22 protein-coding genes and 1 pseudogene are annotated in these 21,620 nt (G+C 61.4%); all 23 read left to right on the top strand.

Annotated elements, in window-relative coordinates:
* Entirely contained in the window at positions 1 to 765 is a 765-nt protein-coding gene (gene fliH / locus AB3G88_RS19560; RefSeq protein WP_099584121.1) for a flagellar assembly protein FliH, read from the top strand.
* A complete protein-coding gene (gene fliI, locus AB3G88_RS19555; RefSeq protein WP_191959170.1) occupies positions 755 to 2,113 on the top strand; it encodes a flagellar protein export ATPase FliI in 1,359 nt (452 codons plus the stop codon). The genes fliH and fliI overlap by 11 nt, the downstream gene beginning before the upstream one ends.
* Before the next feature lie 3 nt (positions 2,114 to 2,116).
* Entirely contained in the window at positions 2,117 to 2,566 is a 450-nt protein-coding gene (fliJ, locus tag AB3G88_RS19550; protein WP_099584123.1) for a flagellar export protein FliJ, read from the top strand.
* A 77-nt stretch (positions 2,567 to 2,643) separates the two neighbouring features.
* Positions 2,644 to 2,949, top strand: coding sequence for an STAS domain-containing protein (locus tag AB3G88_RS19545; protein WP_480451257.1), 306 nt, complete (start codon positions 2,644 to 2,646; stop codon positions 2,947 to 2,949).
* Complete coding sequence (locus AB3G88_RS19540) at positions 2,946 to 4,664, top strand: ATP-binding SpoIIE family protein phosphatase (protein ID WP_191959172.1); 1,719 nt, start codon at positions 2,946 to 2,948, stop codon at positions 4,662 to 4,664. Before AB3G88_RS19545 ends, AB3G88_RS19540 begins: the two co-directional genes overlap by 4 nt.
* Positions 4,665 to 4,694: 30 nt before the next feature.
* Positions 4,695 to 5,042, top strand: a complete 348-nt coding sequence (locus AB3G88_RS19535) for an Hpt domain-containing protein (RefSeq protein WP_191946571.1) — start codon at positions 4,695 to 4,697, stop codon at positions 5,040 to 5,042.
* Positions 5,043 to 5,170: 128 nt separating this feature from the next.
* Positions 5,171 to 6,511 (top strand): flagellar hook-length control protein FliK, encoded by a 1,341-nt coding sequence (locus AB3G88_RS19530; RefSeq protein ID WP_099584127.1) that lies wholly within the window; start codon positions 5,171 to 5,173, stop codon positions 6,509 to 6,511.
* 221 nt (positions 6,512 to 6,732) lie between these two features.
* Positions 6,733 to 7,233, top strand: a complete 501-nt coding sequence (gene fliL, locus AB3G88_RS19525; protein ID WP_099584128.1) for a flagellar basal body-associated protein FliL — start codon at positions 6,733 to 6,735, stop codon at positions 7,231 to 7,233.
* 9 nt (positions 7,234 to 7,242) lie between these two features.
* Entirely contained in the window at positions 7,243 to 8,211 is a 969-nt protein-coding gene (gene fliM, locus AB3G88_RS19520; protein WP_480451254.1) for a flagellar motor switch protein FliM, read from the top strand.
* Between the two features lie 34 nt (positions 8,212 to 8,245).
* Positions 8,246 to 8,713, top strand: a complete 468-nt coding sequence (fliN, locus tag AB3G88_RS19515; RefSeq protein ID WP_099584129.1) for a flagellar motor switch protein FliN — start codon at positions 8,246 to 8,248, stop codon at positions 8,711 to 8,713.
* Between the two features lies 1 nt (position 8,714).
* Positions 8,715 to 9,155 carry a flagellar biosynthetic protein FliO gene (gene fliO / locus AB3G88_RS19510; RefSeq protein WP_191959174.1) on the top strand — a complete coding sequence of 147 codons (441 nt, stop codon included), beginning with the start codon at positions 8,715 to 8,717 and terminating at the stop codon, positions 9,153 to 9,155.
* Positions 9,155 to 9,898, top strand: coding sequence for a flagellar type III secretion system pore protein FliP (gene fliP / locus AB3G88_RS19505; RefSeq protein ID WP_099584131.1), 744 nt, complete (start codon positions 9,155 to 9,157; stop codon positions 9,896 to 9,898). Before fliO ends, fliP begins: the two co-directional genes overlap by 1 nt.
* 4 nt (positions 9,899 to 9,902) lie before the next feature.
* Entirely contained in the window at positions 9,903 to 10,172 is a 270-nt protein-coding gene (fliQ, locus tag AB3G88_RS19500; protein ID WP_099584132.1) for a flagellar biosynthesis protein FliQ, read from the top strand.
* Positions 10,173 to 10,176: 4 nt separating this feature from the next.
* Entirely contained in the window at positions 10,177 to 10,962 is a 786-nt protein-coding gene (fliR, locus tag AB3G88_RS19495) for a flagellar biosynthetic protein FliR (protein ID WP_099584133.1), read from the top strand.
* A gap of 3 nt (positions 10,963 to 10,965) precedes the next feature.
* Positions 10,966 to 12,102: a flagellar biosynthesis protein FlhB gene (gene flhB, locus AB3G88_RS19490; protein ID WP_099584134.1), complete on the top strand. Its 1,137-nt coding sequence runs from the start codon at positions 10,966 to 10,968 to the stop codon at positions 12,100 to 12,102.
* Between the two features lie 368 nt (positions 12,103 to 12,470).
* On the top strand, positions 12,471 to 12,674 hold the full coding sequence (locus tag AB3G88_RS19485; RefSeq protein WP_191959176.1) for a cold-shock protein: 204 nt from the start codon (positions 12,471 to 12,473) through the stop codon (positions 12,672 to 12,674).
* Positions 12,675 to 12,932: 258 nt separating this feature from the next.
* A complete protein-coding gene (gene flhA / locus AB3G88_RS19480; protein WP_178117141.1) occupies positions 12,933 to 15,047 on the top strand; it encodes a flagellar biosynthesis protein FlhA in 2,115 nt (704 codons plus the stop codon).
* 12 nt (positions 15,048 to 15,059) lie between these two features.
* A complete protein-coding gene (gene flhF / locus AB3G88_RS19475) occupies positions 15,060 to 16,376 on the top strand; it encodes a flagellar biosynthesis GTPase FlhF (RefSeq protein WP_099584137.1) in 1,317 nt (438 codons plus the stop codon).
* Between the two features lie 106 nt (positions 16,377 to 16,482).
* Positions 16,483 to 17,316: a flagellar synthesis regulator FleN gene (gene fleN, locus AB3G88_RS19470; protein ID WP_003192912.1), complete on the top strand. Its 834-nt coding sequence runs from the start codon at positions 16,483 to 16,485 to the stop codon at positions 17,314 to 17,316.
* Complete coding sequence (fliA, locus tag AB3G88_RS19465) at positions 17,313 to 18,053, top strand: RNA polymerase sigma factor FliA (RefSeq protein ID WP_015885174.1); 741 nt, start codon at positions 17,313 to 17,315, stop codon at positions 18,051 to 18,053. Before fleN ends, fliA begins: the two co-directional genes overlap by 4 nt.
* Positions 18,054 to 18,223: 170 nt before the next feature.
* Positions 18,224 to 18,599, top strand: a pseudogene (locus tag AB3G88_RS19460) (chemotaxis response regulator CheY).
* Between the two features lie 18 nt (positions 18,600 to 18,617).
* Positions 18,618 to 19,406, top strand: coding sequence for a protein phosphatase CheZ (locus AB3G88_RS19455; RefSeq protein WP_099584138.1), 789 nt, complete (start codon positions 18,618 to 18,620; stop codon positions 19,404 to 19,406).
* A gap of 11 nt (positions 19,407 to 19,417) precedes the next feature.
* Positions 19,418 to 21,574: a chemotaxis protein CheA gene (locus AB3G88_RS19450; protein ID WP_480451249.1), complete on the top strand. Its 2,157-nt coding sequence runs from the start codon at positions 19,418 to 19,420 to the stop codon at positions 21,572 to 21,574.
* The last annotated feature ends 46 nt before the right edge of the window (positions 21,575 to 21,620 follow it).

The raw sequence follows: 21,620 nt of genomic DNA, 5'->3' as shown, positions 1-21,620 counted from the left end.
ATGTCGAACAAAGATGAGGCGCCCAGCGATCTGATTCGCGCACGGGATGTCGGTGGGTTCGACATCTGGTCGTTGCCCAGTTTCGATCCGCACGTGCCGGAGCCTGAGCCGGAACCGGTTGAAGAGCTGCCGGTGGAAATGGAAGAAGTGCCGCTGGAAGAAGTCCAGCCACTGACCCTGGAAGAGTTGGAAAGCATCCGCCAGGAGGCTTACAACGAAGGCTTCGCGGCCGGTGAAAAAGACGGTTTTCGCAGCACCACCCTCAAGGTGCGCCAAGAGGCCGAAGCGGCGCTGAGCGTCCAGTTGGCCAGCCTGGAGCGCTTGATGGGCGTGTTGTTCGATCCCATCGCCGAGCAGGATTCGCAGATCGAAAAATCCATGGTCGGCCTGGTGGAACATATTGCCCGCCAGGTCATCCAGCGCGAACTGGTGCTCGATTCCAGCCATATCGAAAGTGTGATGCGCGAAGCCCTCAAGCTGCTGCCCCTGGGTGTCGGCAATGTACGGCTGTACATCAACCCGCAGGATTTCGAGCAGGTCAAAGCCCTGCGCGAGCGCCATGAAGAAACCTGGCGCATCGTCGAAGACGCAGCGCTGCAGCCCGGTGGTTGCCGGGTCGAGACCGAACACAGCCGCATCGATGCCACGGTGGAAACCCGCATCAGCCAGATCATGGCCAAGTTGCTGGATCAAGTTCACGAGCAGGTATTGAACCCCGCCGAACCTGACCTCAGCGTGGACCTGGACGCTACCGATGCGCCTTGATCGCACCAGCTTCGCCAAGCGCCTGAGCGGCTACACCGAGGCCACTGAAATGCCCGGCCAGCCCATCCTCGAAGGGCGCTTGTTGCGTATGGTCGGCCTGACCCTCGAAGCCGAGGGCCTGCGCGCCGCCATGGGCAGCCGCTGCATGGTGATCAACGACGACAGCTACCACCCGGTGCAGGTCGAAGCGGAAGTGATGGGTTTTTCCGGCAGCAAGATTTTCCTGATGCCCGTGGGTAGCCTGGCGGGCATCGCCCCCGGTGCCCGCGTGGTGCCGCTGGCCGATACGGGTCGCCTGCCCATGGGCATGAGCATGCTTGGCCGCGTGCTGGATGGCGCCGGTCGCGCACTGGACGGCAAGGGCGGCATGAAAGCCGAAGACTGGGTGCCGATGGACGGCCCCACCATCAACCCGCTCAACCGCAACCCCATCAGCGTGCCGCTGGACGTGGGCATTCGCAGCATCAACGGATTATTGACGGTCGGCCGCGGCCAGCGTCTGGGCCTGTTCGCCGGTACCGGTGTGGGTAAATCGGTGTTGCTGGGCATGATGACGCGCTTTACCGAGGCCGACATCATCGTGGTGGGGCTGATCGGCGAACGGGGCCGCGAGGTGAAGGAGTTCATCGAGCACAGCCTCGGTGAAGAAGGCCTCAAGCGCTCCGTGGTCGTCGCCTCTCCAGCGGACGATGCGCCGCTGATGCGTTTGCGCGCCGCGATGTACTGCACGCGCATCGCCGAATATTTTCGCGACAAGGGCAAGAACGTCCTGTTGCTGATGGACTCGCTCACACGTTTCGCCCAGGCCCAGCGGGAAATCGCCCTGGCCATCGGTGAACCGCCGGCGACCAAGGGTTACCCGCCGTCAGTGTTTGCCAAGCTGCCCAAGCTGGTGGAGCGTGCCGGTAATGCCGAGGCCGGTGGCGGCTCGATCACCGCGTTCTACACCGTACTGTCCGAAGGCGATGACCAGCAGGACCCCATCGCCGACTCGGCGCGGGGCGTGCTCGACGGTCACATTGTGCTGTCGCGCCGTTTGGCCGAAGAAGGGCACTACCCGGCCATCGATATCGAAGCGTCCATCAGCCGGGTCATGCCGGCGGTGGTCACGCCGGAGCATATGGTCCGTGCGCAACAATTCAAGCAGTTGTGGTCGCGCTATCAACAGAGCCGCGACCTGATCAGCGTCGGCGCCTACGTGGCCGGTGGTGATCGCGACACCGACCTGGCGATCGCCCTGCAACCGCAGTTGGTGACCTACCTGCGCCAGGGCCTGAACGACAAGATCAGCATGGGCGAAAGCGAAGCCCATCTGCACTCCATCTTCGCGCCTGCGCCAGGCGGCTAAGCCATGGCCAACAGCCGCGCCGCGCGCCTGGCCCCGGTGGTGGACATGGCCGAAAAGGCCGAAAAAACCGCCGTGCAGCGCCTGGGTTATTTCCAGGGCCAGGTTCGCCTGGCGGAAAGCAAGCTGGGCGACCTGGAACGCTTTCGCGGCGAGTACCAGCAACAATGGATCGAGCGCGGCACCAAGGGCGTTTCGGGCCAATGGCTGATGGGCTACCAGGGCTTTCTCAATCAACTGGAAACCGCCGTCGGCCAACAGCGCCAGAGCCTGGCCTGGCACCAGAACAACCTCGATAAAGCCCGCGAAAGTTGGCAGGAAGCGTTTGCGCGAGTCGAAGGCTTGCGCAAGCTGGTGCAGCGCTATATCGATGAGGCGCGGGCCCTCGAAGACAAGCGCGAGCAAAAGCTGCTGGATGAGTTGTCCCAGCGCATGCCGCGTAAAGATGTGTATTGATCTTGGCGAGAAGTTGCCCACAGCCCCATCACCTGCTAAACCTTGTTGCATATCGCCAATGACAAGGAAGCCGTCGTATGTCAGTCGAGTCAGAAGTATCCCTGGATGGGAAGAAGTTGACGATTGCAATCAAGGGCCGGTTTGATTTCGGCAGTCATCAGGACTTTCGTGAGTCCTACGAGCGTTTCTACAAAGTGCCTGAGTCCTATGTGGTCGACCTGAAAGACACCACGTATATGGACAGTTCGGCCCTGGGCATGCTCCTGCTGCTGCGCGATCACGCGGGTGGGGACGATGCGCAAGTCGAGGTGATCAACAGCAACTCCGACGTGCGCAAGATCCTCGCCATCTCCAACTTCGACAAGCTGTTCGACATCAATTGAGCGCCCTGGCCCCTGCGGTTGAGCCGCTGACGATCTTGATCGCCGATGACAATGCGACCGATCTTCTGCTGCTGTCGACCATTGTGCGGCGCCAGGGGCATCAGGTGCTTACCGCCACCAACGGCGAAGAAGCTGTCGAGCTCTTTGCCCGCGAGCGTCCGCAACTGGTGCTGATGGATGCCTTGATGCCGGTGATGGATGGCTACGGCGCCGCGCGGTGGATCAAGCAACTGGCGGGGGAGGAGTTGGTCCCCATCATTTTCCTCACCTCCCTGCGCGATAGCGCCGCCCTGGCCGATTGCCTGGATGCCGGCGGTGATGACTTCCTGCCCAAGCCCTATAACCAACTGATCCTGGCGGCCAAGATCAACGCGATGGACCGCCTGCGCCGCCTGCAAGCCACGGTGTTGCAACAGCGTGACCTGATCGCCAGGCACCATGACTATCTGCTGCATGAGCAGCGGGTGGCCAAGGCGGTGTTCGACAAGGTCGCCCACTCCGGCTGCATCAACGCCGCCCCGAACATCCGCTACCTGCAATCGCCCTATGCGCTGTTCAATGGCGACCTGCTGCTGGCGGCCTACACGCCGTCGGGCGACATGCACGTGCTGCTCGGCGATTTCACTGGCCACGGCCTGCCGGCGGCAGTGGGCGCCATGCCCCTGGCGGAAGTGTTCTACGGCATGACCGCCAAGGGGTATGGCCTGTCTCAGATCCTGCGGGAGATGAATGCCAAGCTCAAGCGCATCCTGCCGGTGGACATGTTCTGCTGCGCCACGCTGTTGTGCCTGAGCACCGAGCGGCGTGCGCTGGAGGTGTGGAACGGCGGTATGCCCGACGGTTATGTGCATGACGTCGCCAGCGGCAAGCGCACGCCGCTGCAATCGCGGCATTTGCCGTTGGGGGTGCTGTCGGCGCAAGCCTTTGATGACCGCACCGAGGTGTGGCCCATGGCCTTGGGCGACCGGGTGTTTTTGCTGTCCGACGGCGTGCTGGATACCGCCGATGCCCATGATCAACTGTTCGGTGCCGAGCGTTTGCAGCAGGTCTTCGCGGCCAATCGCGAGCCCAATCGCCTGTTCGAGGATATCGAAGAGGCCCTGGCGGCGTTTCGCGGTGAGGCGCGGGATGACGTGAGCATGGTGGAAATCACCCTGCGGGCCGGCCAGTCACTGCGTGCCACCGGGCCGTTGTATGCCGACAGTGGCCAATCGTGCCCGCTGGATTGGTCGGTCAGCTTCGAATTCCGTGCCGAGACCCTCAAGCGCTACAACCCTTTGCCTTATCTGCTGCAGCTGCTGCTGGAAATCCACGGCCTGCGCGAGCAGAGCGGGGCGCTCTACAGCGTGATGGCCGAGTTGTATTCCAATGCCCTGGAGCACGGCGTGCTCGGGCTGGACTCGCGGCTCAAGTGCGATGCCCAGGGTTTCGCCGAATATTATCGCCAGCGCAACGACCGTCTGGCGCAGTTGAACAGCGGTTACGTGCGGGTACATGTGCAAGTGGTACCCACCCCGATGGGCGGCAAAATGACCCTGCGCCTGGAAGACAGCGGGCCGGGCTTCGACGTGGAACGGGTACTGGCGCGGCCGCTGGATGTGGACCGTCTGTCTGGTCGGGGCCTGAGCCTGGTGCGCCAGCTGAGTAGCGAGGTACGCTGGTCCGACGGTGGACGCAGTGTCTGCGTGGAGTTTTGCTGGGGGGCTCTGGCATAATCCGCCGATTCTTGATCAGGGAGCGAGCAAGTGGCAGAGATTCATATGGACCCGGATGTGTTGTCGGGTTTGCAGGAGGTGATGGAAGGCGACTATCCCAAGCTGCTTGATACCTTTCTGGACGACTCCCGCAAACGCGTCGAGGCGCTGCGCCAGGCGCGGGATGATGCCAAGGCGCTGGGGCAGATTGCGCACAGTTTCAAGGGCAGCAGTGGCAACCTTGGGGCGGTGCGTTTGGCGCAGTTGTGTCAGTTGCTGGAGGCTGAGTCTGTTAAGGCTGCGTCGGACTTGGGGGGCTTGGTGGATCAGATTGATCGGGAGTTTGAGTTGGTTCGGCCGTTGTATGAGCATGAACGGGAGCGGTTTGTCGGGGTTTGATCGAGCGTGCCATTGGCCAGGCACCGGCTATGCACCCATTGCACAGCGCATCCCGCAAACCTGGCCCAACTCTTGCTATATCTCCTGATACTGCATCCCCGATCCCCATGCAGTGGAGACCTTTACTTATGCCAGTCGCCCCTAATTCGCTTCTTCAGGCTGCTCCTGCGGCCAAGCCGCAAGCGCCTGCCGCTAATGCACTGGTCACGGCCGCGGACCCACGGGACAAGGGCCCTGGCTTCGCTCAAGTGTTCGCCAACCAAGGCACGAAAGCCCCGGTCAAGGCCGACGACAACTCGGTCAAACCAGCGCGGGACAAGCCTGCCGATGCCGCCGCCAAACCGGCGACCGGCAGCGACAAGCCTGCCGCCAGTACGCCCGCCGTTGCCGATAGCGGCAATACCTTGCCTGCCAAGCCGCCAGTCGCGTCCGACGATAGCGCCAGCGCGGATGAGGAGGCGCCGGCTGACCCGACGCTGGTGGTGCAACAGCCCGCCGTTGATCCGGTTGTCGACCCGGCGTTGATTGCCGCTGTCACCCCGGTGGCCGTGCCCGTTCCGGTGGCAGTCCCGGCCCCTGTCGCTGACGCAGCCGACACCAAGGCTCAGCCCGTGAGCGCAGCGCCAATTGCGGCGAGCGAAGAAGCCAAGCCGGTGTTCGACCCCGAGGCCGATCCCCTGGATGCCTTGCCGACCCTGCGCCTGGCGATGGAGCAGGGCGGGCATGTGTCGGCCAGCAGCCAGGCGCAGGCCAAGACTGCGCCGACGACCACCCAGGACCAGCCAACCGCCGCGCAGAACTTTGCCGCCGGGCTGGCCACGATGGTCGACGAGCAAGCCACCAAAGACAGCACTGACCAAGGCGGCGACAAAGCCTTCAGCGGCTTGATCGAGGGCGGCCTCAAAGACCTGAAAAACGCCAGCAGCGACACCCGTGTCGATGACTTCGCCAATCGCTTGGCGGCGCTGACCCAGGCGGCCACGCCGAGAACGGCCAACGCCTTGCCGCCGACGACGAATGCGCCACTGGCCATGCACCAGAGCGGCTGGACTGACGAGATCGTAAATCGGGTGATGTACCTGTCCAGCGCCAACCTCAAGTCGGCGGAGATCCAGTTGCAGCCGGCTGAACTCGGTCGGCTGGATATCAAGGTCAACATGACCGCCGATCAGCAGGCCCAGGTCAATTTCATGAGTGCTCATCCGGTGGTGCGTGAGGCGCTGGAAAGCCAGTCGGGCCGCCTGCGGGAGATGTTTGCGCAACAGGGCATGGGGCAGGTGGACGTCAATGTGTCCGACCAGTCCCGTGGTCAGGAGCAGCAGCAACAGCAGGCCCAGACCGGTGGCGTGAGTCGCGCTGGGCGCGGTGGCGACAGCGGTGACAGCGGCAGCCACCTTGATGTGGCTGAAGCGGTTGCGCCCGTGACGTCTACGGTGGTCGGCTCCAGCGCCGTCGATTACTACGCCTGACCTGAGCCTGGCATGGGTCAAAATGTGGGAGGGTGCTTGCCCCCGATAGCGGTGTGTCAGTCAACTGATGTATGAACTGAAACACCTCATCGGGGGCAAGCCCCCGTCCACATTTGTTTTGTGGTGCCCTTCATCCCCGCTTGCCCGGACAACTCTGGCATAACACTTGCTCTTGCCTTTCCGTAGATCTATGAATCCCCGAATAGTGACGGATTATTGGCATGGCGAAGAGCGAAGACGCAGCAAAAGCACCCGCAGGCAAAGGCAAGCTCAAGCTTATCCTGATGATAGTCGTGGGCCTGCTCCTGGCCATCGGCGCCTCCGTGGGCGGCACCTGGTACATCATGCACAGCAGTGCAAGCAAACCGGCACCCGCCGCTGAAACCGCCAGTAACGTCAAGCAACCGGCAATCTTCGAGCCGATGCTTCCGGCCTTTGTCGCCAACTTCAATCAGAACGGTCGTCAGCGCTACCTCCAGGTGAGCATCACTTTGCTGGCGCGCGACAAAGGCGACCTCGAATCCCTCAAAGTGCATATGCCGGTGATCCGCAACAACCTGGTGATGCTGTTCTCCGGGCAGAGCTTCGACACCCTGGCCACCCCGGTGGGCCAGGAAATGCTGCGCCAGAAGGTCACTGCCAGCGTGCAGGAAGTGGCCCAGAAAGAGCTCGGCAAAGTCGTGGTCGAGCAGGCGCTCTTCACTAACTTCGTATTGCAGTAGGATCACGACATGGCCGTGCAAGACCTGCTGTCCCAGGATGAAATCGACGCGCTGTTGCATGGCGTCGACGATGGTCTGGTACAGACCGAAATGGCTGCCGAGCCCGGCAGCGTCAAAAGTTATGACCTGACCAGCCAGGATCGCATCGTCCGTGGACGCATGCCGACGCTGGAGATGATCAACGAACGTTTCGCCCGTTACACCCGGATCAGCATGTTCAACATGCTGCGCCGCTCGGCGGACGTGGCGGTGGGCGGCGTGCAGGTGATGAAGTTCGGCGAGTACGTGCACTCGCTGTACGTGCCGACCAGCCTCAACCTGGTCAAGATCAAGCCGTTGCGCGGCACCGCGCTGTTCATCCTCGACGCCAAACTGGTGTTCAAGCTGGTGGACAACTTCTTCGGCGGTGACGGCCGTCACGCCAAGATCGAAGGCCGCGAATTCACCCCCACCGAGTTGCGTGTCGTACGCATGGTGCTGGAGCAGGCCTTCATCGACTTGAAGGAAGCCTGGCAGGCCATCATGGAAGTCAATTTCGAGTACATCAACTCGGAAGTAAACCCGGCCATGGCCAACATCGTCGGGCCGAGCGAGGCCATTGTGGTGTCCACGTTCCACATCGAACTCGATGGCGGCGGCGGCGACCTGCACGTGACCATGCCGTACTCGATGATCGAGCCGGTGCGCGAGATGCTCGACGCCGGTTTCCAGTCCGACCTGGACGACCAGGACGAACGTTGGGTCAAGGCCCTGCGCGAAGACCTGCTGGACGTCAACGTGCCCTTGAGCGCCACCGTGGCCCGTCGCCAACTGCGCTTGCGGGATATTTTGCACATGCAGCCGGGGGACATCATCCCCGTCGAGTTGCCGGAAGAAATGATCATGCGCGCCAACGGCGTGCCGTCGTTCAAGGTCAAGCTGGGTTCCCACAAGGGCAACCTGGCTCTTCAAGTGGTCGAGCCGATCAATCGTCGCTGATCAACACTCATTTTTGCTTCGCCGAGGACATGTAATGGCTACCGAACACGAAAACACTTCCGCCGAAGACCAGGCCCTGGCTGACGAATGGGCTGCGGCCCTGGAAGAAACCGGCGATGTGGGCCAGGACGACATCGACGCCTTGCTGGCCGCCGATGCCGCCACCGCACCCGCAGGAAACCGCATGCAAATGGAAGAATTCGGCAGCGTGCCGAAGAACAACGACCCGGTGACCCTTGATGGGCCGAACCTGGACGTGATCCTCGACATCCCGGTGTCGATTTCCATGGAAGTGGGCAGCACCGACATCAATATCCGCAACCTGCTGCAGCTCAACCAGGGCTCGGTGATCGAGTTGGATCGCCTGGCCGGTGAGCCATTGGACGTGCTGGTCAACGGCACCCTGATTGCCCACGGTGAAGTGGTGGTGGTCAACGAGAAGTTCGGCATCCGCCTGACGGACGTGATCAGCCCGAGCGAACGCATCAAGAAGTTGCGCTGATATGAAGCGGCTGATGGTGGGACTCTCGGTCGCGCTGCCATTGAGCGCCTGGGCGGCAGAACCGGTGGCTCAGGCGGCCGTCGCTGCGGCGCCGGTCGGCAGCGGCCTCGGTGGCCAGTTGACCCAGCTGGTGCTGGGTCTGTTGCTGGTGGTGGGCCTGATCTTTGTGCTGGCCTGGCTGTTGCGCCGCGTGCAGCAGGTCGGTCCGGGCAACGCGCAGGTGATCGAGATGATCGGCTCCCGCGCCCTCGGCCCGCGTGATCGACTGGTGCTGGTGCAAGTGGGTGAAGAACAGATCCTGTTGGGCCTGACCCCTGGCCGCATCACCCCGCTGCATGTGCTCAAGACCCCGGTGAACGTGGACCAGTCCAAGCCCGCCACGCCCGAATTCGCTCAGCGCCTGATGGAATTGCTGGGCAAGGATCAGAAGGATACGAAGTAATGCGCGTTTTATTGACGCTCATGCTGTTGCTGGCTGCGCCGTTGGCGATGGCCGCCGACCCGTTGTCGATCCCGGCGATCACGCTGGGTACCAACGCGTCCGGGGCCCAGGAATATTCGGTCAGCCTGCAGATCCTGCTGATCATGACCGCGCTGAGCTTTATCCCGGCGTTTGTGATGCTGATGACCAGCTTCACACGGATCATCATCGTGTTCTCGATCCTGCGTCAGGCCCTTGGCTTGCAGCAGACGCCGTCGAACCAGATTCTCACCGGCATGGCGTTATTCCTGACCATGTTCATCATGGCGCCGGTGTTCGACAAGGTGAACCAGCAAGCCCTGCAGCCCTATCTGGCGGAAACCATTACCGCCCAGGTGGCGATTGACCGGGCCCAGGTGCCGATCAAGGATTTCATGCTGTCGCAGACCCGCTCCAGCGACCTGGAGCTGTTCATGCGCCTGTCCAAGCGCACTGACATCGCCACGCCGGATCAGGCGCCGCTGACGATCCTGGTGCCGGCCTTCGTGACGTCTGAGTTGAAGACCGCGTTCCAGATCGGCTTCATGATCTTTATTCCGTTCCTGATCATCGACCTGGTGGTGGCGAGCGTGCTGATGGCCATGGGTATGATGATGCTGTCGCCGCTGATCATCTCGTTGCCGTTCAAGATCATGCTGTTTGTGCTGGTGGACGGCTGGGCGCTGATTATCGGCACCCTGGCCGGCAGCTTCGGCGGGGTATAGGTCGATGACTCCAGAAGTTGCCGTCGACCTGTTCCGTGAAGCGCTGTGGCTGACCACCGTGATGGTCGCCGTGTTGGTGGTGCCGAGCCTGTTGGTGGGCCTGCTGGTGGCGATGTTCCAGGCCGCCACGCAGATCAACGAACAGACCCTGAGCTTCCTGCCGCGCTTGCTGGTGATGCTGGTCACCCTGATCGTCGCCGGCCCGTGGCTGGTGCAAACCTTTATGGAATACATCCTGCAGCTGTACGGCAGTATTCCGCACTTGATCGGCTGATCGGGTGAACTCCCTGCTGGCATTGACCGACACCCAGATCAGCACCTGGGTGGCTTCGTTCATCCTGCCGTTGTTCCGCGTGACGGCCATGTTGATGGCCATGCCGGTGTTCGGCACGACCCTGGTGCCGCGCCGGGTGCGCCTGTATTTCGCTGTGGCGATCACGGTGGTGCTGGTGCCGGGCTTGCCGCCCATGCCGCCGGTGAACGCCCTGGACCTGAGTGCCCTGATGCTGATCGCCGAACAAGTCCTGATCGGCGCCATGCTGGGTTTCTCCCTGCAACTGTTCTTCCAGGCGTTTGTGATTGCCGGGCAAATCATCTCGATCCAGATGGGCATGGGCTTCGCTTCCATGGTCGACCCCACCAACGGCGTGTCGGCGGCGGTGATCGGGCAATTCCTGACGATGCTGGTGACCTTGCTGTTTCTGGCCATGAACGGACACCTGGTGGCGTTCGAGGTGCTGACCGAAAGCTTCACCACCTTGCCGGTGGGTTCCGGATTGGTCGTCAATCACTTCTGGGAAACGGTCGGGCGCCTCGGTTGGGTGCTGGGCGCGTCGCTGTTGCTGGTGCTGCCGGCGATCACTGCGTTGTTGGTGGTCAACATCGCGTTTGGCGTGATGACCCGTGCGGCGCCGCAGTTGAACATCTTTTCGATTGGTTTCCCGTTGACCCTGGTATTGGGCATGGGGATTTTCTGGGTCGGCCTGGCCGACATTCTCAATCAGTATCAACCGCTGGCGACCGACGCCTTGCAGTTCTTACGTGATCTGGCACGGGCGCGCTGAGCCATGGCCGAGAGCGAGAGTGGTCAGGACAAAACAGAAGACCCCACGGAGAAACGTAAAAAGGACTCCAGGGAAAAGGGCGAGATTGCGCGCTCCAAAGAACTCAATACCGTCGCCACCATGATGGCCGGTGCCGGCGCCCTGCTGATTTACGGCGGTGGCCTGGCGCTGGATCTACTGGAGTTGATGAAGCACAACTTCACCTTGCCCCGCGAAGTGTTGCTCAATCCTGATGCCATGGGGCAATACCTACTGCACTCGGGCAAGATCGCGATCCTGGCGGTGCAGCCGATCCTTATCACTTTGCTGCTGGCTGCGTTGATCGGCCCGGTCGCCCTCGGCGGTTGGCTGTTCGCCGCGGGCAGCATGGCGCCCAAATTCAGCCGCATGAACCCGGCGGCGGGCCTCAAACGCATGTTCTCCGCCAAGGCCCTGGTGGAGCTGCTCAAGGCCCTGGCCAAGTTCATCCTGATTCTGTTTGTAGCGCTGATGGTATTGTCGTCCGACATCGACGACCTGCTGCGCATCGCCCATGAACCGCTGGAGTCGGCGATCATCCACAGCGTGCAGGTGGTCGGCTGGAGCGCGCTGTGGATGGCCGCCGGGCTGATCATCATTGCGGCCGTGGATGCGCCGATCCAGCTGTGGGAAAGCCACAAGAAACTGCTGATGACCAAGCAGGAAGTGCGCGACGAACACAAGGACCAGGAAGGCCGGCCCGAGGTCAAGCAACGCATCCGCCAACTGCAGCGGGAAATGTCCCAGCGCAAGATGATGGGCGCGGTGCCCGACGCCGATGTGGTCATCACCAACCCGACGCACTACGCCGTGGCCCTCAAGTACGACCCGGAGAAGGGCGGCGCGCCGATGCTGCTGGCCAAGGGCAGCGACTTCACGGCCTTGAAAATCCGCGAAATCGCCGTCGCCAACGACATCCTGTTGCTCGAATCCCCGGAACTGGCGCGGTCGATCTTCTACTCCACCGACCTCGACCAGGAAATCCCGGCCGGGTTGTACCTGGCGGTGGCCCAAGTACTCGCGTATGTCTATCAGATTCGCCAGTACCGCGCAGGGAAGGGCAAACGCCCGGATCCGCTCAAAGACCTGCCGATCCCTCCGGAATTGCGGCGCGATTCCTGATTTATTCGACTACCACCGATCGACAATCTCCGTCTACCTGTCAACTTTGACAGTAGCCAGCATCACCTTCTCGCTGTTTTATAGCCTTCAGGCACTGCGCAATAAGATGCAGGAAGTGAGGTGATGCAGTTGTTTACAGGCAGAGTCAAATCTTATGACCCGCAGACCGGTAGAGGCTCAATTGCGCCGGATGGTGGTGGGGATGAGGTGTCAGTAGATCTGCGCAGCTCGGATGGCCGCAGGCTTTCGCAGGGCCAGAATGTGTCGTTTCGGATGATTCATCGGCCCGATGGCATCTATGCATGCGACATCACACTGATCTGACGAAACCGGTGCAGGTCCTTAATTGAAGCGTACGGAGAACGGCAATGGCGACGGGTACGGTGAAGTGGTTCAACGCGGAGAAGGGCTTTGGTTTTATTACCCCGGATGATGGGAGTGCGGATGTTTTTGCCCATTACTCGGCAATTAGGACGGATGGATACAAAAGCCTGAATGAAGGCCAAAAAGTGGAATATGAGACAGCACAAGGACCAAAAGGTCTGCAAGCCGAGAATATAAAACCTATTTAAAGGCTCAAAGGTGGGAGGGGGCTTGCCCCCGATTGCAGTGTTTCAGGCCAGGAGCCGGTGGCTGATACACCGCCATCGGGGGCAAGCCCCCTCCCACATTTGGATTTCTTGCATCCGCAGTATCTCGGGCGACCGTAGCGATCCACACCCTCAAAGGCAAAGTTGGAAGGCTTCTTGCAATACCGCCTTCAGGACGCCTCCCGGCGTCAAAAGTTTGCTTCAAGGAAACGAGGAATACCGGTGGTGGATCGCTCTCAAATGCTCGGCACGGCCCGTACGACCCTGACTGACCTCTCGCGAGGCAATCTGGGTGTGCCGTTGTTGTTGCTGGTGATGCTGGCAATGATGATGTTGCCGATGCCACCGTTCCTGCTGGACGTGTTCTTCACTTTCAACATTGCCCTCTCCGTCGTGGTCCTGCTGGTCTGCGTGTACGCCTTGCGGCCGCTGGATTTTGCGGTGTTCCCGACGATCCTGCTGGTGGCAACCCTGCTGCGACTGGCGCTGAACGTGGCCTCCACCCGCGTGGTGATGCTCCACGGCCAGGACGGCCACGCCGCCGCCGGTAAGGTGATCCAGGCGTTCGGTGAGGTGGTGATCGGCGGTAACTACGTGGTCGGTATCGTGGTCTTCGCGATCTTGATGATCATCAACTTCGTGGTGGTGACCAAGGGCGCCGGGCGGATCTCCGAGGTGAGCGCGCGCTTTACCCTCGATGCCATGCCCGGCAAACAGATGGCCATCGACGCCGACCTCAACGCCGGCCTGATCGACCAGAACCAGGCCAAGAGCCGCCGCCTGGAAGTGGCTCAGGAGGCCGAGTTCTATGGTTCCATGGACGGTGCCAGCAAATTCGTGCGCGGTGACGCCATCGCCGGCCTGTTGATTCTGTTCATCAACCTGATTGGCGGTATCGCCGTCGGTATCTTCCAGCACGGCATGACCTTCGGCGATGCGGGCAAGGTGTACGCCTTGCTGACCATCGGTGACGGTTTAGTGGCGCAATTGCCATCACTGTTGTTATCTACAGCTGCGGCCATCATGGTGACCCGTGCGTCGGGCTCCGAAGACATGGGCAAGCAGATCAGCCGGCAGATGTTTGCCTCGCCGAAGGCCCTGGCCGTGGCGGCGGGCATCATGGCGATCATGGGCATCGTGCCGGGCATGCCCCACGTCTCGTTCCTCAGCATGGCGGCCCTGGCCGGCGGCGGCGCGTACCTGTTCTGGAAGAAGCAGAACCAGGTCAAAGTGATTGCCCAACAGGAGATCGCTCGTCAGCAGGAACTGTTGCCATCCCCGGCCCGCGCCCAGGAAACCAAGGAGTTGGGCTGGGACGACGTGACCCCGATCGACATGATCGGCCTGGAAGTCGGCTACCGTCTGATTCCGCTGGTGGACCGCAACCAGGGCGGCCAATTGCTCGCGCGGATCAAGGGGGTGCGCAAGAAGTTGTCGCAGGACCTGGGCTTCCTGATGCCCACTGTGCACATCCGCGACAACCTTGACCTGGCCCCGAGCGCCTACCGCCTGACCCTGATGGGCGTGATCCTGGCCGAAGCCGAGATCTACCCGGACCGCGAGTTGGCGATCAACCCCGGCCAGGTGTTCGGCAGCCTCAACGGCATTACCGCCAAAGATCCGGCTTTTGGCCTGGAAGCGGTGTGGATCGAAATCAGCCAGCGCAGCCAGGCGCAATCCCTGGGCTACACCGTGGTCGACGCCAGTACCGTGGTTGCGACCCACCTCAACCAGATTCTGTACAAGCACTCCCACGAGCTGATCGGCCACGAGGAAGTCCAGCAATTGATGGGCTTGCTGGGCAAAGCCTCGCCAAAACTGGCAGAAGAGCTGGTGCCGGGCGTGCTGTCGCTGTCGCAATTGCTCAAGGTGCTGCAGGCGTTGCTGGCCGAACAGGTGCCGGTACGCGACATTCGCAGCATTGCCGAGGCCATCGCCAACAACGCCGCCAAGAGTCAAGATACTGCCGCGCTGGTGGCTGCGGTGCGTGTCGGATTGTCCCGCGCAATCGTGCAAAGCATTGTAGGGCTTGACTCCGAGCTGCCTGTGATCACCTTGGAACCAAGGTTGGAACAAATATTGCTCAATAGTATTCAGAAGGCAGGACAAGGCCAGGAAGAGGGCGTTCTGCTGGAGCCAAGCATGGCTGAAAAGCTGCAGCGCTCGTTGATCGACGCCGCGCAGCGCCAGGAAATGCAGGGCCAACCGGTGATTCTGCTGGTGGCAGGCCCGGTCCGCGCGATGTTGTCGCGTTTTGGACGCCTGGCAGTACCGAATTTGCACGTTTTGGCTTATCAGGAAATTCCTGACAACAAGCAAGTGACTATCGTCGCGACAGTAGGGCCCAACGGCTGAGGGTAGTGGGTTATGCAAGTGAAGCGTTTTTTCGCCGCCGATATGCGTCAGGCCATGAAACTGGTCCGTGATGAGCTGGGCGCCGACGCCGCGATTATCGGCAACCGTCGTATTGCCGGTGGTGTCGAGCTGACGGCTGCCCTGGATTACACCCCCTCGGCACTGGCGCCCCGTGTGCCGAACATGGAGCTCGAAGACGAGCTGCGCAAGACCGCCTCGCGCATCGTCTCGGCCCAGGCTGAACTGAGCATGCGTGGCGACAGCGATACCACCACCAATCGCCAGTTGTTCGCCGGCCTGCCGCTGACCGCTGCCGAGCCCCTGGTTGAGCCGACCTTCGTCGAGCCGCCGCGTCCTGCCGCGCCAGCCCCGGCCGCGGCTGTCGACCAGCGTGTGTTCGACTCGATGCGCTTTGAACTCAACGGCCTGCGCGAACTGCTCGAAGTGCAGCTCGGCTCGCTGGCCTGGACGCAACTGCAAGGCAGCAAACCGCAACAGGCCAACCTGTGGCGCCGCCTGCAACGCATCGGCTTGTCCGGCCCGTTGTCCCGCGACCTGCTGGCCCTGACCACCGAAATCGAAGAACCACGCCAGGCCTGGCGCATGTTGCTGGCCCACTTGGCGCGGATGATTACTACCCCGGAAATCGAACCCCTGGAAGAGGGCGGTATCATTGCCATGGTCGGCCCTGCCGGCATGGGCAAGACCACCACCCTGGCCAAGCTGGCAGCGCGTTATGTGCTCAAGTACGGCGCGAACAACATCGCGCTGGTGAGCATGGACAGCTACCGCATCGGCGCCCAGGAGCAACTCAAGACGCTGGGCCGCATCCTCAATGTGCCGGTGACCCACGTCGACCCGGGCCAATCCCTGGCCAACGCCCTCGACCCGCTGCTGCGCAAGCGCGTGGTGCTGATCGACACCGCTGGCCTGCAAGCCAGCGACCCGGCGTTGCGCATGCAGCTGGAAAGCCTGGCCGGGCGTGGCATCAAGTCGAAAAATTACCTGGTGCTTGCAACCACCAGCCAGAAACAGGTTCTTACCGCTGCGTACCATAGCTACAAGCGCTGCGGCCTGGCCGGTTGCATCCTGACCAAACTGGATGAAACCGCCAGCCTGGGCGAAGTGTTGAGCCTGGCTATCAGCCATGAACTACCGGTTGCCTACCTGACCGACGGGCCGCGGATCCCGGATGATCTGCATCTGCCGCGCCGTCATCAGTTGGTCAGCCGCGCCGTCAGCGTGCAAATGCAAGAAGAGCCTAGCGAGGAAGCGATGGCCGATATGTTCGCCGACCTCTACCACAACCCGGCAAAACGGGTCGGTTGAAGTCAGGATGAACACCGTGAAATGTACCTACATCGATGGTCTGCAAGCGATTCACGCGGCCAAGCCATGTAGCCTGCGTCTAAGCAAGACAAGGTAAAGAAATAAAATGGGCAGCATGCATCCCGTACAGGTGATCGCGGTGACCGGCGGCAAAGGTGGCGTCGGGAAAACTAACGTGTCAGTGAATTTGTCCCTGGCCCTGGCAGAGCTTGGCCGTCGCGTCATGCTGCTGGACGCTGACCTGGGGCTGGCGAACGTCGACGTTCTGCTGGGACTGACGCCCAAACATACCCTTGCCGATGTGATCGAAGGGCGCTGCGAGCTGCGCGATGTGCTGCTCCAGGGCCCCGGTGGGATCCGCATCGTGCCGGCCGCCTCCGGCACCCAGAGCATGGTGCACCTGAGCCCGGCGCAACATGCCGGCCTGATCCAGGCATTCAGTGATATCGGCGACAACCTCGACGTGCTGGTGATCGACACCGCCGCCGGGATCGGCGAGTCCGTGGTCAGCTTCGTGCGCGCCGCGCAGGAAGTGTTGCTGGTGGTCTGCGATGAACCCACCTCGATCACCGACGCCTACGCCCTGATCAAACTGCTTAACCGTGACTACGGCATGAACCGCTTCCGCGTCCTGGCCAACATGGCCCAGAGCCCGCAGGAAGGGCGCAACCTGTTCGCCAAGTTGACCAAGGTCACGGATCGCTTTCTCGATGTCGCCTTACAATACGTCGGCGCAGTTCCCTACGACGAGTGTGTGCGCAAGGCTGTGCAAAAGCAGCGTGCGGTCTACGAAGCGTTCCCTCGTTCCAAATGCGCACTGGCGTTCAAGGCTATTGCCCAGAAGGTCGATACCTGGCCGTTGCCCGCCAACCCACGGGGGCATCTGGAGTTTTTCGTCGAGCGATTGGTACATCAGACGAGCGCAGGACCGGTGCTATGACAGCGAACGGCTACAACGCCTACAAGAAGTCTGCCCGTGACAGTCAGGGTGAGTTGATTGAGCGCTATGCGCCGCTGGTCAAGCGTATCGCCTATCACCTGTTGGCACGCCTGCCTGCCAGCGTGCAGGTCGAAGACCTGATCCAGGCCGGCATGATCGGCTTGCTCGAAGTGTCGACCAAGTACGACGCCAGCAAAGGCGCGAGTTTCGAGACGTATGCGGGCATCCGCATCCGTGGCGCGATGCTCGATGAGGTGCGTAAAGGCGATTGGGCACCGCGTTCGGTGCATCGCAATACGCGCATGGTCAGTGACGCAATTCGTGCAATTGAAGCAAAAACCGGCCGCGACGCTAAAGATCACGAAGTTGCGGCCGAACTCCAATTGAGTCTCGACGATTACTACGGGATTTTGAACGATACCTTGGGCAGCCGCCTGTTCAGTTTCGACGACCTGTTGCAGGACGGCGAACACGAAGGGTTGCACGAGGACGGCGCGAGCGCGCACATGGAGCCGTCACGTGACTTGGAGGATGAACGCTTCCAGGGCGCATTGGCGGACGCCATTGCCAACTTGCCCGAGCGCGAGCGGTTAGTGTTGGCGCTGTACTACGACGAAGAGCTGAACCTCAAGGAAATCGGTGAGGTCCTGGGGGTCAGCGAATCGCGTGTCAGCCAGTTGCACAGCCAATGCGCAGCCCGCTTGCGGGGGCGTTTGGGAGAGTGGCGAGCGCGCTGACAGGCAGTGTGGGGAGCACTGCAAAGCGATACCGCGATGGTGATAGGCCATCGCGGGTTCGATCCGTGGTGCCCCCGGCAGTCCTTTTTGTGTAATGCCTGTTGATTGAAATGGCGCGTCCAGGTGCTGGGCGCGTTTAAGACTGCTTGGAGGTCGAATTGGACAAGAACATGAAAATCCTCATCGTTGATGACTTCTCAACGATGCGGCGGATCATAAAAAACCTGTTGCGTGACCTTGGGTTCACAAACACGGTCGAGGCGGATGACGGCCTTACGGCGATTCCGATCCTCAACAGCGGGAGCATCGACTTTCTGGTAACGGACTGGAACATGCCAGGCATGACGGGCATCGACTTGTTGCGCCACGTGCGCGCCGACGAAAAATTGCGCAGTCTTCCCGTGTTGATGGTAACCGCCGAAGCCAAGCGTGAGCAGATCATCGAAGCCGCCCAAGCCGGGGTCAACGGTTACGTGGTCAAGCCATTCACTGCACAGGCCTTGAAAGAGAAGATCGAAAAAGATCTTTGAACGCATCCACGGCTAATGCCATCGCGGGGGAGCTATGGAGCATAACGAATCGTCACAGGGAGACTTCGAGTCCACCCTGAAAAAGCATGCTCACCAGTTGGTCGACAGCCTTGAAAAAGGCCATTTCGGCGACGCGGTGCAGTTGATCCATGAGCTCAACCAGACCCGTGACCGCGGCCTGTACCAGGAAGTGGGCAAGCTCACACGCGAGCTGCACAGTGCGATCGTCAATTTTCAGATTGACCCGCACATGCCCCAGGCCGAAGAAATCTCGCAGATCACTGATGCCACCGAACGCCTGTCCTACGTGGTCAGGCTGACCGAGGCCGCGGCCAACCGCACCATGGACCTGGTGGAAAACGCCACGCCTCTGGTCAATGGCATGGCCACTGAAGCCCAGGCGCTGAGCGTTGACTGGGGCCGCTTCATGCGTCGTGAAGTGGGGGCTGAAGAGTTTCGTGAATTGGCCCGTCGGGTTGACGGTTTCCTGTCGCGCAGCGAACAGGAAAACCGCACGGTCGCCAGCAACCTCAATGACATCCTGCTGGCCCAGGATTATCAGGACCTCACCGGTCAGGTGATCAAGCGCGTGACCCAGTTGGTCACCGAAGTGGAAAGCAATCTGCTCAAATTGGTGCTCATGGCTGGCCAGGTAGACCGTTTTGCCGGCATCGAACATGACCGCGAAGCGATCCTCTCTGAAAAAGATCCACAAAAACATCTCGCCAAGGGTGAAGGTCCGCAGATTCATGCCGATAAACGTGAAGACGTTGTGTCAGGTCAGGATGACGTAGATGACCTGTTATCCAGTTTAGGCTTCTAAGGAGCACCCACATGAGCTTCGGCGCCGATGAAGAGATCCTTCAGGATTTCCTTGTAGAGGCCGGCGAAATTTTAGAGCAACTGTCCGAACAACTGGTCGAGCTGGAAAGCCGACCGGATGATGCGAACCTGCTCAATGCAATTTTTCGCGGTTTTCATACTGTAAAAGGGGGCGCCGGCTTCCTCCAGCTCCATGAGCTGGTGGAGTGCTGCCACATCGCCGAGAACGTGTTCGACATCCTGCGCAAGGGTGAGCGTCACGTTGATTCGGAGTTGATGGACGTGATTCTCGAAGCACTGGATGCGGTCAACGGCATGTTCAGCGAAGTTCGCGAACGTGCCCCGATCACCGCGGCCACCCCGGAACTGCTGGCCGCCCTGGCGCGCTATGCAGAGCCGGCCGACACCACGGCAGCGCCGGTGGTCGAGGCTGAGCCTGAGCCGGTGGCGGAGCCTGAAGCGGACGTGACCGACAGTGAGTTCGAGCAGTTGCTCAACTCCCTCAGTGCCGTCAAGGCCGAGGCTGAAGCGCCGGCCGCCGTTGCCCCGCCAGCGGCGCCGACCAGCGAAGACATCACCGACGCCGAGTTCGAATCGCTGCTCGACCAGTTGCACGGCAAGGGCCAGTTCGCCGCCGATGCGGTGGCGCCTGTCGCGGCTGTCGAAGCACCTGCGGCCCCGGCCAGCACCGACATCACCGATGACGAATTCGAAGCCTTGCTGGACCAGTTGCACGGCAAAGGCACGTTTGCGGTCGACGCCCTGCCGGAAGTGGCGGCAGCGCCTGCTGCGGCCGCCAGTGCCAAGCCTGCGGACGATGGGTTGATCTCCGATCACGAATTCGAAGCGCTGCTGGACGATTTGCACGGCAAGGGCAAGTTCACCGAAGTCGCCTCGACGGCGGCTGTGGCCACGGCGGCACCGGTTGCCGCCAAGGCCGCCGCGCCAGCACCTGCGCGTGCTGCGGCGCCACCGCCGCCGGAAAAACCGGCCAGTGAAGCCGAAACCACCGTGCGGGTTGATACCGCGCGCCTGGACGACATCATGAACATGGTCGGCGAGCTGGTGCTGGTGCGTAACCGCCTGGTGCGCCTGGGCCTGAGCAGTGGTGATGAAGCCATGCAAAAGGCCGTGTCGAACCTCGACGTGGTGACCGCTGACCTGCAAACCGCGGTGATGAAGACCCGGATGCAGCCGATCAAGAAAGTCTTCGGCCGCTTCCCGCGCCTGGTTCGTGACCTGGCGCGCCAACTGAAGAAAGAGATCAACCTGGAACTGGTGGGTGAAGAAACCGACCTCGACAAAAACCTTGTCGAGGCCCTGGCCGACCCGCTGGTCCACTTGGTGCGCAACGCTGTCGACCACGGCGTCGAAACGCCGGAAGAACGCGAAGCCTCGGGCAAGTCCCGTGGCGGCAAGGTGATTCTGGCGGCGGAGCAGGAAGGCGACCACATCCTGCTGTCGATCACCGATGACGGCAAGGGCATGGACCCGGCGATCTTGCGCAATATCGCGGTCAAGCGTGGCGTGATGGACAAGGACGCCGCCGACCGCCTGACCGACACCGAATGCTACAACCTGATCTTCGCCCCAGGCTTCTCGACCAAAACCGAGATTTCCGACGTGTCGGGCCGTGGCGTGGGCATGGACGTGGTGAAGACCAAGATCAGCCAGCTCAATGGTTCGATCAACATCTACTCGACCAAGGGCCAGGGCTCCAAGATCGTGATCAAGGTGCCGTTGACCTTGGCGATCATGCCGACCCTGATGGTGATGCTGGGCAACCAGGCGTTCGCCTTCCCGCTGGTCAACGTCAACGAGATCTTCCACCTCGACCTGTCGCGCACCAACGTGGTGGACGGCCAGGAAGTGGTGATCGTGCGCGACAAGGCGCTGCCGCTGTTCTACCTCAAGCGCTGGCTGGTTGCATCGGCTGCCCATGAAGAACAGCGCGAAGGCCATGTGGTGATTCTCTCGGTGGGCACCCAGCGGATCGGCTTTGTCGTCGACCAACTGGTTGGCCAGGAAGAAGTGGTCATCAAGCCTTTGGGCAAAATGCTGCAGGGGACCCCGGGCATGTCGGGTGCGACCATCACCGGTGACGGTCGGATCGCGCTGATTCTCGATGTTCCGAGCATGCTCAAGCGTTACGCCGCACGGCGTATTTGATTCTGGTGGGGCAGGGCGGTAATGCCCGCCCCACCTAACGGAGTGT

This window comes from Pseudomonas arvensis (assembly GCF_056688935.1).
Note: the sequence above shows the minus strand (reverse complement) of the source record. Positions and strands in the feature narration are given on the sequence as shown.